14 protein-coding genes are annotated in these 12,082 nt (G+C 46.3%); all 14 read left to right on the top strand.

Annotation, left to right across the window (positions count from 1 at the left end; translation table 11 throughout):
- Window positions 1-33: 33 nt before the first annotated feature.
- The 14 genes from rpsO (at window position 34) to LX24_RS00770 (ending at window position 12,047) form a co-directional block, all read left to right on the top strand.
- Complete coding sequence (rpsO, locus tag LX24_RS00835; protein WP_166510240.1) at window positions 34-303, top strand: 30S ribosomal protein S15; 270 nt, start codon at window positions 34-36, stop codon at window positions 301-303.
- 208 nt (window positions 304-511) lie between these two features.
- Window positions 512-2,728 carry a polyribonucleotide nucleotidyltransferase gene (locus tag LX24_RS00830; protein ID WP_166510239.1) on the top strand — a complete coding sequence of 739 codons (2,217 nt, stop codon included), beginning with the start codon at window positions 512-514 and terminating at the stop codon, window positions 2,726-2,728.
- A gap of 114 nt (window positions 2,729-2,842) precedes the next feature.
- Complete coding sequence (locus tag LX24_RS00825; RefSeq protein WP_166510238.1) at window positions 2,843-3,517, top strand: class I SAM-dependent methyltransferase; 675 nt, start codon at window positions 2,843-2,845, stop codon at window positions 3,515-3,517.
- Window positions 3,518-3,600: 83 nt separating this feature from the next.
- Complete coding sequence (locus LX24_RS00820; protein ID WP_243131550.1) at window positions 3,601-4,371, top strand: polysaccharide deacetylase family protein; 771 nt, start codon at window positions 3,601-3,603, stop codon at window positions 4,369-4,371.
- A 47-nt stretch (window positions 4,372-4,418) separates the two neighbouring features.
- Window positions 4,419-5,543 (top strand): D-alanyl-D-alanine carboxypeptidase family protein, encoded by a 1,125-nt coding sequence (locus LX24_RS00815; protein WP_243131549.1) that lies wholly within the window; start codon window positions 4,419-4,421, stop codon window positions 5,541-5,543.
- Between the two features lie 118 nt (window positions 5,544-5,661).
- Window positions 5,662-6,921: a M16 family metallopeptidase gene (locus LX24_RS00810; RefSeq protein WP_166510237.1), complete on the top strand. Its 1,260-nt coding sequence runs from the start codon at window positions 5,662-5,664 to the stop codon at window positions 6,919-6,921.
- A 21-nt stretch (window positions 6,922-6,942) separates the two neighbouring features.
- On the top strand, window positions 6,943-7,392 hold the full coding sequence (gene dut / locus LX24_RS00805; RefSeq protein ID WP_166510236.1) for a dUTP diphosphatase: 450 nt from the start codon (window positions 6,943-6,945) through the stop codon (window positions 7,390-7,392).
- A gap of 124 nt (window positions 7,393-7,516) precedes the next feature.
- A complete protein-coding gene (locus LX24_RS00800) occupies window positions 7,517-7,852 on the top strand; it encodes a hypothetical protein (RefSeq protein ID WP_166510235.1) in 336 nt (111 codons plus the stop codon).
- A gap of 27 nt (window positions 7,853-7,879) precedes the next feature.
- Window positions 7,880-8,149, top strand: a complete 270-nt coding sequence (locus LX24_RS00795) for a YlmC/YmxH family sporulation protein (protein ID WP_166510234.1) — start codon at window positions 7,880-7,882, stop codon at window positions 8,147-8,149.
- 187 nt (window positions 8,150-8,336) lie between these two features.
- Window positions 8,337-9,227 carry an SDH family Clp fold serine proteinase gene (locus LX24_RS00790; RefSeq protein WP_243131547.1) on the top strand — a complete coding sequence of 297 codons (891 nt, stop codon included), beginning with the start codon at window positions 8,337-8,339 and terminating at the stop codon, window positions 9,225-9,227.
- A gap of 47 nt (window positions 9,228-9,274) precedes the next feature.
- Window positions 9,275-9,454: a hypothetical protein gene (locus tag LX24_RS00785; protein ID WP_166510232.1), complete on the top strand. Its 180-nt coding sequence runs from the start codon at window positions 9,275-9,277 to the stop codon at window positions 9,452-9,454.
- A gap of 199 nt (window positions 9,455-9,653) precedes the next feature.
- Entirely contained in the window at window positions 9,654-10,454 is an 801-nt protein-coding gene (dapB, locus tag LX24_RS00780; protein ID WP_166510231.1) for a 4-hydroxy-tetrahydrodipicolinate reductase, read from the top strand.
- 91 nt (window positions 10,455-10,545) lie between these two features.
- Window positions 10,546-11,427 carry a dipicolinate synthase subunit DpsA gene (dpsA, locus tag LX24_RS00775; protein WP_166510230.1) on the top strand — a complete coding sequence of 294 codons (882 nt, stop codon included), beginning with the start codon at window positions 10,546-10,548 and terminating at the stop codon, window positions 11,425-11,427.
- 32 nt (window positions 11,428-11,459) lie between these two features.
- Window positions 11,460-12,047 carry a dipicolinate synthase subunit B gene (locus tag LX24_RS00770; RefSeq protein WP_166510229.1) on the top strand — a complete coding sequence of 196 codons (588 nt, stop codon included), beginning with the start codon at window positions 11,460-11,462 and terminating at the stop codon, window positions 12,045-12,047.
- Window positions 12,048-12,082: the final 35 nt, after the last annotated feature.

Below are 12,082 nucleotides of genomic sequence, written 5' to 3'. Positions count from 1 at the left end.
AGCAGCGATTACAAAATAAAGGAGGTGAACCCTGTGGCATTATCGGTGCCGGATAAACAGTCCGTTATCGACAGATTTAAGCTGCATGAGAGCGATACCGGATCACCCGAAGTACAGGTGGCTTTATTGACCAGGCGGATCAACGACCTTACAGAGCATCTCAAGATCCATAAAAAAGACCACCATTCCAGACGTGGACTTTTGAAAATGGTTGGTCAACGGCGGGCCTTGTTGAATTATTTAAAAGGCCGGGATTTTAATCGTTACCGCGAGTTAATCGAAAAATTGGGGTTGCGCAAATAGAGCGGGTATATATACCCGCTTTTTACATTTTATACAAGTAATAAAAATATCAATGTATTTTTTATATTTTAGGCAGGATATAATACTAAATGTGTAGAAAGAGTTTTTTTTATGATTATAGTAAAATGCCAGTCTAAAATAGAGCTTGACTGGATGAGGAAGGAGGTCTACCGGTTCGGTGTTTTTCGGGCCGGAATAAAAGCAGGATATGCAGCAACAAAAAATTTTAAGTAAAAGCATTGACATTGGTGGCAGACAAATGACCATAGAAACAGGCCGGGTGGCCAAACAGGCTGGCGGGGCCGTTTTGGTTCGTTATGGTGATACCGTGGTACTGGTTAATGCCACTATGGCCAAACAGCCCAGAGAAGGGATTGATTTTTTTCCTCTCACTGTCGATTACGAAGAACGTCTTTACGCGGTGGGCAAAATACCCGGCGGTTTTATTAAAAGAGAGGGGCGGCCCAGTGAAAAGGCAACCTTGACGGCGCGGTTAATTGACCGGCCCATACGTCCCCTGTTTCCCAAAGGTATGCGTAATGAAGTGCAAGTTATTGCTTTGGTATTATCGGTGGATAAAGATAACCCACCGGAAATGGCTGCCATGGTAGGGGCATCAGCCGCCCTGCATATTTCAGAAATTCCGTTTAACGGGCCCATCGGCGGTGTTATTGTGGGGCGGGTGGATAATAAGCTTATTATTAATCCCAACATAGCCGACGCAGAGAAGAGTGACATGCATTTGGTGGTTGCCGGTACCGGAGAAGCCGTGATGATGGTGGAAGCGGGCGCTAAAGAAGTACCCGAGAACCATATGCTGGAGGCTATTGTTTTTGGACATGAAAAGGTGCGGGAGATCGTGAAGTTTATTGAAGATTTTCGCACCGAGGCGCTGGCTATGGGTTTGGCCAAAGAGAAGTATAATCCCGAATTGATGGTTGTCGACGAAGAGCTGGAAAGTATTATCACACAAAAAGTTTCCGATGAAATCAGATCAGCCATACAGGACTGCATTGTCAAACAACTATCCAAAAAAGAAAGGGAAGCGTTACTGGATGGCGTAAAGGATAAACTTGTTGAGGAATTACTGGAACAATACCCCGAAGAAGAAAAGGCCATTGTCAGCGTTATAGAAAACGTAGAAAAGAAACTGGTGCGCCGTTTTATTCTGGTTGACCGGGTACGTATTGATGGCAGGGCCCTTAACGAGGTGCGACCCATTAGTGTTGAGGTGGGTATTTTACCGCGTACACATGGTTCGGGTCTTTTTACCCGGGGACAAACCCAGGTACTTTCTGTTGTAACACTGGGGGCTATATCAGAGGAACAAATACTTGACGGCTTGGGTATTGAAGAAACCAAACGATACATGCACCATTATAACTTCCCACCATTCAGCACCGGGGAAACCAAACCGATGCGTTCGCCCGGCCGCCGGGAAATTGGTCATGGTGCACTGGCTGAGCGTGCCCTGGAACCAATGATTCCCCCTGAGGAAAAGTTTCCGTACACCATCAGGATTGTGTCCGAGGTATTGGAAAGTAACGGGTCAACTTCAATGGGCAGCGTTTGCGGCAGCTGTTTGGCCCTTATGGACGCCGGAGTGCCCATAAAGGCACCGGTGGCTGGTGTGGCCATGGGGCTTATTAAAGAAGGCGATGAATTTGCAGTTCTAACTGATATCCAAGGCATTGAAGATCACTTGGGAGATATGGACTTTAAAGTGGCCGGCACCGCCAAGGGTGTTACTGCATTACAAATGGATATAAAAATAGCCGGTATTGACCGGGAAATATTACAAATTGCCCTGAATCAGGCCAATGAGGGTAGAATGCACATTCTGGGAAAGATGCTGGAAGTGATTGATAAACCCAGAACTGATTTGTCTCCCTATGCTCCTAGAATTATCCAAACTGTTATTGACCCGGATAAAATTAGGGATGTGATTGGACCAGGCGGTAAAATAATTAAAAAGATTATCGAAGAAACCGGAGTGGATATTGATATTGAAGATGACGGCCGGGTGTTTATAGCCGCTGTAAACCCGGATGCCGGTTACAAGGCATTATCCATTGTTGAAAAGCTAACCAAGGATGTGGAAAGCGGGCAGATTTATAAAGGCAAAGTGGTTAAAATAACAGACTTCGGGTGTTTTGTGGAAATAATTCCCGGGGTGTTGGGACTGCCGGGCAAAGATGGCCTGGTGCATATCTCCCAGCTGGCCCACGAGCGGGTTAATAAAGTGGAGGATGTAGTCAAAGAGGGAGATATGCTGGAGGTTAAAGTTATTGGCTACGATAACCAGGGGAGATTAAAACTGTCCCATAAAGATTTAATACCGGCACCCGAGGGTATGGAAAAACCCAGGGATAATAGGCGTTCCCAGCGCAACCAGCGCCGGCAACAAAATTATAAAACAAGCTAAACGGTTACGCCCCTGAAAAAAATAGGGGTTTATTTTTTGTAAACTTGGTTTTACACTGAAGACAAAGTAGCATTTGAGGCCAGTATGACCCGGTGTGAATGGGAGGTTTGCTTAGTGTCTTTGGAGTTATTTGGCTACAAAAGTGTCCAGGAGAAAATCAATCAGGAAAAACAATGGATGAAAAACAATTTTACCGACTGCCCGGTAAAGTATGACCCCGAAGCGGCCTGGCGCGATAATGCCGTCATATGTCGTTTATCTCTGCTCAAGCCCTATTGTGACACCTTTGGCATTTATCAAATATTAAACAGAGAGTTTAATGATGCTCTGGCTGCAGAAGTTAAAAAATTGGGTTTACATCCCATTTTGGAGGTGGGAGCTGGAAACGGCGATTTGGCAGCTGTACTGCGCAGCCGGGGAGTAAAATTGGAGGCCGTGGATAATTACGCCGAGCCGCCTGGCAAAGAACCTAGATACAATGTTTTCAAGCCGGAAAATATGGACTATTGTGATGCGCTGGTAAAATACAAACCGCAGCTGGTGATTTGCAGCTGGATGCCCCAGGGATGTGACTGGACTCGTGATTTCAGGGCTACCAGCTCAGTGGCGGCTTATATATTGATAGGTGAAGAGGACAGGGTAATTTGGGGCGATAACCCGGGTTGGCGGAGTCGGGTGCTCAAAGAGCCCAATAAATGGTCACTGTGTAGATTGGATAACGGTGTTGATTTTGAACGACCGGAGTTATGGTGGAGGCATTCCAAGGTAGTTTTATTTGAACGTATCTAAAGTGGATTGATTAAAATGACCTGCCTATAAGAGGCGGTTATTTTTTTATAAAGCATGTTCATTCAATCTAATGCATAAGTATTATGAAAAATATTGCAGGCAGGGAGGAAAAGCATATTTGGAAAAACATGTTTATTGTTATTAACTTTCGCCGGGTTGCAGGGTTTTTTATAATTTGTTGTATCATAGCCATTATATTATCGGTCCACTTTACCCGGGGGCATGTCGCCGCTATTGCTGTTGAACCTATTTACCAGGGCGATGAAAACAATAAGACCATGGCGCTGACATGTAATGTGTTTTGGGGCGAGGAATATATCGGCCGCATGTTGGAAGTTCTAGAAGAAAAGGATGTGTCCATGACGTTTTTTATCGGTGGCACCTGGGCGGAAAAGTTTTCCGGATTGGTTAAGGAAATATATGATCGGGGCCATGAGATTGGGAGCCATGGCTATTCCCACCCGCATCCTGACAAAATATCACGGAAGGAGAATATACAGGATATAGCTAAAGCAGAAAAGGTTATATATGGTATAACAGGCGAAAAACCGCGTTTGTACGCTCCTCCTTACGGGGAAAGAGGTCCCGCGGTATTGGAGGCTGCTCGGGAGTTGGGCTACCATACGATACTCTGGACTATTGACACTGTGGATTGGCAGCGCCCGGCTCCGGAAGTTATCATCCAACGGGTATTAAATAAAACGGAAAATGGTGCCATTGTGCTTATGCATCCAACAGCACCCACTGTGCATGCCCTTCCCAGCATTATTGACGGGTTAAAAGAAGAGGGATACCAATTGATCACGGTTGGAGAGATGTTGAAACAATTGCCTGTTAATAAAAACGAAGGCTAGTGGGAAAACCTATCTAGTGACTATTAACCCTGAACGAGGTGGTCCCATTGTCCTTCGGTAGGTTTACCTTACCTTTAGTTTTATTTGCTTATCTATTTTTCACGCTTATTGATACCCCGTTTGTTCAGGCCAATACTAAGCAGCAATATGAACCGCAGGTCAGTGCCCGGTCGGCTCTATTGATGGATGTAAGTAGCGGTCAGATACTTTATGGCAAAAACCACCGGGAGCCAAGGCCCATGGCCAGTACCACCAAGATAATGACGGCGGTGGTGGCCCTCGGGGCTGCAGACGCTAAAAGCACTGTAACCGTTAGTTCCCGGGCCGCCGCAGTCGGAGAATCATCCATGTATCTTGAGCCAGGCGAAAAGCTAACTTTGGAACAGCTGTTATATGGCGCCATGCTTCGCTCCGGTAATGACGCTTGTGTGGCCATTGCCGAGCATGTGGCCGGTACAGAGGAAGCTTTTGTGCTTTTAATGAATGAAAAGGCGGTGCTGCTTGGTACCGAAACCACCCGATTTCGCAATACCAACGGTCTTCCAGCACCCGGCCACTATTCCACCGCACGCGACCTGGCGTTATTAGCCCGTTATGCATTGCACAATCCGGATTTTTGCCGCATTGTTAAAACCCGTACCCAAGTAATTGAAGGGCCGGGTGGTTTATATCATTACTTGCAAAATACAAATAAACTACTCTGGCGTTACCCCGGGGCTGACGGTGTTAAAACTGGTACAACCGTGGCCGCGGGCAAATGCCTGGTGGCTTCTGCCACCCAGGGGGACAGGCGCCTGGTGGCGGTGATTTTAAATGGTAATGACCGTTTTGAAGATGCCGCCCGGTTGTTGGATTATGGTTTTGAGCATTTTAAGACCGTACAGGCTGTTTACGCCGGAGCAATATATGACCGGGTTAATGTTGCCGGCGGGATTGCCGGTACGGTACCGGTTAAGGCGTTGGATGATATAACAGTTAATTTGCGGGTTGACGGAACGGACCGGCTGGAGAAGCGGGTGCAATTGCTGCGTAGTATTAGTGCTCCGGTATATGAAGGGCAACCTGTGGGCAAGATGCATGTACTGGTTAACGGCGAAATAGTTGGTGTAACTGATATTGTGGCGGGCTGCACCATTGAAAAGAGTTCTTTATGGCAAAGGCTGCTGAGGTAACTATATTATCTAAAGTGATAAAAAATAATTATTATTAAACAAGGATTTTTATTGAAAAACAAGAAGTTATACAAATGTAATTGGTAATGGATACTTTTGAGTAACAGGGGGTAAATGCGTGATACAAGTAGCCGAACTGGCTAATGGAATTAAAGTGCTGACGGAGAATATCCCGCATGTGCGATCGGTGGCCATAGGGGTTTGGGTTGATATAGGATCCCGGGATGAAAGTAATGAGTTGGCTGGTATATCACATTTTATTGAACATTTGATGTTTAAGGGGACATCGAAACGTACCGCCAAGGATATAGCAGAGGCCTTGGATGCTGTAGGCGGACAGTTGAATGCCTTTACAACCAAGGAATACACTTGCTATTACGCCAGGGTGTTGGATGAGCATCTTTCGCTGGGCGTGGAACTGCTTGGTGATATGCTGTTGCACTCCCGGTTTGATCAGGTTGATATTGACCGGGAGCGAAATGTTATATTGGAAGAGATAAAAATGTACGAGGATGCTCCCGATGAGCTGGTGCACGATGTATTTGCCGGCACAATCTGGCAATCCCACCCGCTGGGCAGACCCATTATTGGCTATGAAAAAATTGTACAGGGACTGTCCCGGGAGCAAATAATTTCCTTTTATCAAAAGTACTACAGCCCTGGTAATATGGTGGTTTCGGTGGCGGGTAATATTGATCATCAACAGGTCATTGGTGCATTAAACGACACCTTTGGGAAATTAACCGGGGCTAAAAAGGAACGGCTGTATACATTACCCGAGCCCGCCCGCCGGGCTGTTTGCAGAACCAAGGATACCGAGCAGGTGCACATTTGCCTTGGCACACCGGGATTAGCCCTGGATAATGAAAAGATATATGTTTTCCAAATTATTAATACTATTTTGGGTGGGGGCTTAAGCTCCCGGCTTTTCCAGGAAATCAGGGAACAGCGCGGGCTGGTTTATTCTATATATTCATATCACAGTTCATATCATGATTCCGGTTTGTTCTGCATCTATACGGGATTAAGTAAACAAAATGTCCGGTCCACTCTGGAATTAATCATTAAAGAAATATATAGCATTCAGTCAAAGGGAGTGTCTCCGCCGGAATTACAGCGGGCCAAGGACCAGTTAAAGGGCAATCTTCTACTTAGTTTGGAAAGTATCAGCACCAGGATGAGCCGGTTGGGTAAATCCCAAATGTATCTGGGCAAAGTTGTGTCACCGGATGAAATAGTGAACCGGATTATGGCGGTATCGGACAATGATATTAAAGAGTTGGCCAGAACGGTCCTGAAACCGGAAAATTTTTGCCTGGCCAGTGTGGGGCCTTGGGATGATGGTGATATTTTAAGGGAGATAGTTGGTAAAGGTTAATGGTAGTGAGGATGTGGGAATGTGCAAGTGAAATTTAAAAAGTTAAACAGCGCCATAGGTGTTACCATACCCGAGCCGGCTTATGCCACTGCCGGGGCTGCCGGCATTGACCTGGCCGCTTCAATAAAGGAATCCCTGGTTGTGGCGCCGCAGGAAAGAGTGCTGGTTCCCACCGGACTGGCGGTGGATATACCAACCGATAATGTGGTGGGTTTGGTTTTTCCCCGCAGTGGCCTGGCGAGCAAATACGGACTGACCCTGGCCAATGCAGTGGGAGTAATTGATAGCGATTACAAGGGCGAAATAAAGTGTGCTATACACAATAACGGTGAAGAGCCTTATGAAATAAAGCCGGGTGACAGGATCGCCCAGCTGGTATTCGTGCCATGCTTTCATGTTGAAATTGCTTATACCGACCAGTTGACCGCGTCGGACAGGGCTGACGGGGGTTTTGGGTCAACGGGCAGATAAATAAGACCGTGTGTGCGGTCTTTTTTATTTGCCTGTCCCGGGGGTAATGTTGTTAAAATGGATAACAAAAAATAAGGAATATTTAACTAGCAGGTTAATATAAATTGGTACGGGAGGTGATAATATGAAAATCAGTGCGCTGGTCTTTGTTTTAGTTATTGTATTATTAATTGTCATATCGGTGCGCGAGCGCATTAGATGGCAAACGATGCGGGATAAAAACTGGGATGTCATAGGAGAGGCCAAGTCGTCCCCTTTATCCCAGGCCATCACCGGTATGGTGGGCACGGCCGGCGGTATATACCTTTCTTTGATATTAATGCAGACTTTCCTGGAGTTGCAGATACCACGTTCCTTTCAGGTTAGCGGTGTTTCCCTGGAACCGCTGGCCGCACTATCCATAGCCTTGGCCATCATTCAGCCCTTTGCTATGCGATTATTCCTGAGAAGGAGATACTGATTATAATTGGGGGAGGCGCGGAGTAAAATGAGACTGGGCGAATTGGCGGGTAAAGAAATTATCAATATAAACGATGGCGCCCGGTTGGGGGTAGTTGGAGAAACCGATTTAGCCATCGACGACGAAACGGGACAAATAAAGTCAATTATTTTGCCCCGCAAAGGTAATGTTTTAAGTATGTTTGCCGAAAAACAAGAATTGATTATACCATGGGAATCGGTAAAAAAGGTTGGTTTTGAGGTGATTATTGTAGAATTGGACCAGGCCATTCCCAGGTATGGCAAGTATTTGATATGAAATCCGTCACTGGCACGGATTTTTTTATTTTTGCGTAAATTCTATATTATAAAGTACTATGGGCCATAATAAATGCAAAACGGGGAGGTAACTTATGGCTCGGGTGCAGAGAGTTGATTTATTAAAAAAAATAGGCTGTAAGCGAGGCTCGGTTGTATTGTTATATTTTACTGGGGACAGGGAAAATGTGAGTACAAGAATTGCGCCGGATGTGGTGCGTGTAATTTACAGGCACCTGGAGCTTATTGGTAACAGGACACGGTTGGATTTGATTCTTTATACCAGAGGTGGCGATGTACTGACACCGTGGCGTTTAGTAAACCTGATTCGCGAATATACTGAGCATTTTTCTGTTTTAGTCCCCTTTAGAGCTTACAGCGCCGGGACTTTGCTATGTCTGGGAGCTGATGAAATTGTTATGGGTAAAATGGGAGAACTGGGTCCTATTGATCCCAGTATCATCAATGCTTTTAACCCCCAGGACCCCTCTAACCCTTCAGCCAGATTACCCGTGAGCATCGAGGATGTATACTCTTATATGACCCTAATTGCGGAAAAAATGGGCAATTATGACGAAGGCACCATGGCCCGGGCTTTTTTATTGTTGGCGGAGAAAATTCACCCCCTGGCCCTTGGTAATGTACAAAGAAACTGGCTGCTCATACGTTCACTGGCCCATAAAATGCTTGGATTGCGCAGAGGAGCTTTAACCGCCGAACAGGTGCAAAACATTGTGGAATATCTTACCGAGAAACTATATGCTCATAATCACATGATCGCCCGGCGGGAAGCCAAAGAGGATATCGGTTTGCCGGTAACCTATGCGGACAATGAATTAAATAATATGCTGTGGGCTATATATGAAGACGTTGCAGCTGATCTCAAACTGGCCGAACCCTTTAATCCCGTTGAAATAATGAGGGGAAATCGTACAGAATTTGAGGTGGCCAGCGGTTTGGTGGAATCAGAGTATGGCAGTGATTATTTTGTTTTTAGTGGCGTAGTGGAAAGAAAGGACTATCCCGATACCGGTCAAGTTAACGTAAATATAAACAAACAGGGCTGGCGGACGTTGTGATGTGCATGGGAAAAGTAAAAATAATGTGGGCAGGAGGTTGTACTATTTTGGAAGTCAAAAATCAATCTCTAGGGTGGAAAATAAATTACCATACTGCAGGTTGTAAATACTATGTAGTGACAGAGCATTCGGGTGCTCCGGCGGCTAACTTTTATTACCAGTCCCGAAAATTGGCCCATGGACTTATTATGCCCCGGGACGGGGACAGTTCGGCGGATTTAAAATAACTTTTGATAAATATGGAACTCCAGCATTAACGGGCTTCTAAACTCGGCCAGTAATGGTTTTTAACTTGACATACTTGGGGAGATATTAGAAAATAATTTTTACAAGCAAATTTGTACAGATATTAAATCGCCATGGAAAGGGGGGAGCCGGTAATTGATTTAGCAAAAAAATTTGCTTAACGGTTACCGGTATACTACTTTGATTAAAGTTGCTATTAGCGGTGTGGCCGGGCGAATGGGGAGGGAAGTATTAAAAACCGTGCTGGCCGCTCCCGATACTGAATTATGCGCGGCAATTGATATTTACAACGAAGGACTCGATGCCGGTTCACTGCTCGGCGGCGAGAACTTGGGAATTACAATAACCTCTAACCTGGCTGAAGCCCTGGCCACTTCAGGTGCCCAGGTGATGGTGGATTTTACAAACCCGCGATCAGTGGCGGACAATGTCATTACGGCTTTAAATGCAGGTGTGCGTCCTGTGGTGGGTACTACCGGTATGTCCGAGGATGATTTTGCCAGGGTTTCCGAACTGGCCCAAAAAATGCACCTGGGGTGTATAATAGCGCCCAACTTTGCCATAGGAGCATTACTAATGATTAAATTTGCTGCCGAAGCTGCTAAATATTTTCCTAATGTTGAAATAATTGAAAAGCACCATGATCAGAAACTGGATGCCCCTTCCGGTACAGCCATTAAAACCACCGAGAAGATTTTGGAGCAACGGGGCGATTTTCAGCAGGGCTTGGAGATGGAAGAGGAAAAAATCACCGGGGCCAGGGGAGGCAAAATGCCCGGTGGTTTACGCATTCACAGTGTCAGATTGCCCGGCTATGTGGCCCATCAAGAGGTAATTTTTGGGGGCGTGGGGCAGACGTTGACAATAAAGCACGATTCTATTTCCAGGGAGTCCTTTATGCCCGGCGTGTTAACCGCCATTAGGGCGGTGCTGCGCCTGGAAGGAGTGGTATATGGTCTAGAAAACCTTTTATTTGAATAAGCTTGTATCAACAATTTCATACATGCACCTCTAAAACCGGCGCTTCATATATTGGTGTAAGTACAAGAGGTTGGAGGAGGGTTTGTCGGCCATGCAGATTTTGACAGGCCTGACGGTGGCCGTAATGGGCGGCGATGCCAGAGAGGTTATCCTGGTACAGCAACTTGCCAATGCCGGGGCAACCGTTAAAACTTTGGGGTTACCCGTGGAAAAGCCCAATATTGTCCCCTGTCTGGAGCCGGAGGAATGCCTGGCCGGAGTGCAGGCCTTAATATTACCGGTTCCCGGGGTTAATGAACACATGGAGCTGCACTCGGCATACCTGGAACCCAGGCCGAAAATAACCGGGGAACTGCTCTCACAATTACTAGCCGGTACACCTGTTTTAGTAGGAATGGCCAGAAAACCGTTGCGCGAGCTGCTGATAAAAAATGATCTGGAACTTGTGGAGTTAATGAGTCTTGATGAGGTGGCTATTCTCAACTCGATTCCTTCCGCTGAAGGAGCCGTGCAGATGGCTATGGAGAGGCTGCCCATCACTATCCATGGTAGTTGTGCAATGGTATTGGGTTTTGGCCGCACCGGGCAAACATTAGCCCAGTTGTTATCGGCCATGCATGCTGATACCACGGTGGTGGCCCGGGATCCCGCGCAGTTGGCCAGAGCGACGGCTATGGGACTAAAGGCGCTCCATTTTAAAGAGCTAGCTGATTATTTGAAAGACGTTGATGTAATATTCAATACCGTACCCGCACCGGTTATTAATGAGGATTTACTACAAAGGCTGCCCTTGGCAACCCTGATTATCGACCTTGCTTCTGCTCCCGGGGGCACTGATTTTGTAAAGGCGCGGGAGTTGGGGATTGAGGCGGTATTGGCGCCCGGCTTACCCGGCAAGGTGGCACCTAAAACCGCCGGTATGATCCTGGCCCGAGTGGTGCCCGGTATTTTACTGCAGAAGATAGGACATTAGTTTTCCGGTTTACCCAGGAGGTGCATGTGTTAATGAGATTAGAGGGTATCAAAGTGGGATTTGCTTTAACGGGCTCTCATTGTACCCTGGATGAAGTGTTGGTGGAAATGAAAAGGGTTGCTGATGAAGGTGCTATATTATATCCTATAATCAGTGCATCCGTGGATGAAACAGATACCAGGTTTGGTGCGTCCGCCGGCTGGAAAGAGCGTATAACAGAAATTTGCGGGCGGAAAATAATTAACAGTATCGTCGATGCAGAGCCAGTTGGCCCGGAAAAATTACTGGATGTGCTGGTGGTTGCGCCGTGCACCGGGAATACTCTGGCTAAATTGGCCAACGCCATCACCGATGGCCCCGTGCTGATGGCCGTCAAAGCCCATTTGCGCAACCAGCGGCCGGTGGTAATAGCCGTTTCCACCAATGACGGTCTTAGTTTAAATGCCAGGAATATTGGTTTGCTTTTAAACGTAAAAAATATATACATGGTTCCATTTGGCCAGGATAACCCCGCCGGTAAACCAAATTCATTAAAAGCAATGATGAATAAAATGGTAGATACCATTGAACATGCTTTGCAAGGAAAGCAAATTCAACCTGTTTTAGTTGCCTACGATTGAATTCTACTAAGCCGGTGGAATAGTGGAATATAAGA

Source organism: Desulfallas thermosapovorans DSM 6562 (assembly GCF_008124625.1).
Lineage (GTDB): Bacteria > Bacillota > Desulfotomaculia > Desulfotomaculales > Desulfallaceae > Sporotomaculum > Sporotomaculum thermosapovorans.
This window is presented reverse-complemented; position numbering and strand designations above follow the sequence as displayed.

Coding starts and splice junctions, on each gene's coding strand:
- LX24_RS00830 (WP_166510239.1), top strand. CDS start 512: ATGCAGCAACAAAAAATTTTAAGTAAAAGCATTGACATTGGTGGCAGA.
- LX24_RS00795 (WP_166510234.1), top strand. CDS start 7,880: ATGAGACTGGGCGAATTGGCGGGTAAAGAAATTATCAATATAAACGAT.
- dpsA (WP_166510230.1), top strand. CDS start 10,546: ATGCAGATTTTGACAGGCCTGACGGTGGCCGTAATGGGCGGCGATGCC.
- LX24_RS00820 (WP_243131550.1), top strand. CDS start 3,601: ATGAAAAATATTGCAGGCAGGGAGGAAAAGCATATTTGGAAAAACATG.
- LX24_RS00800 (WP_166510235.1), top strand. CDS start 7,517: ATGAAAATCAGTGCGCTGGTCTTTGTTTTAGTTATTGTATTATTAATT.
- LX24_RS00770 (WP_166510229.1), top strand. CDS start 11,460: ATGAGATTAGAGGGTATCAAAGTGGGATTTGCTTTAACGGGCTCTCAT.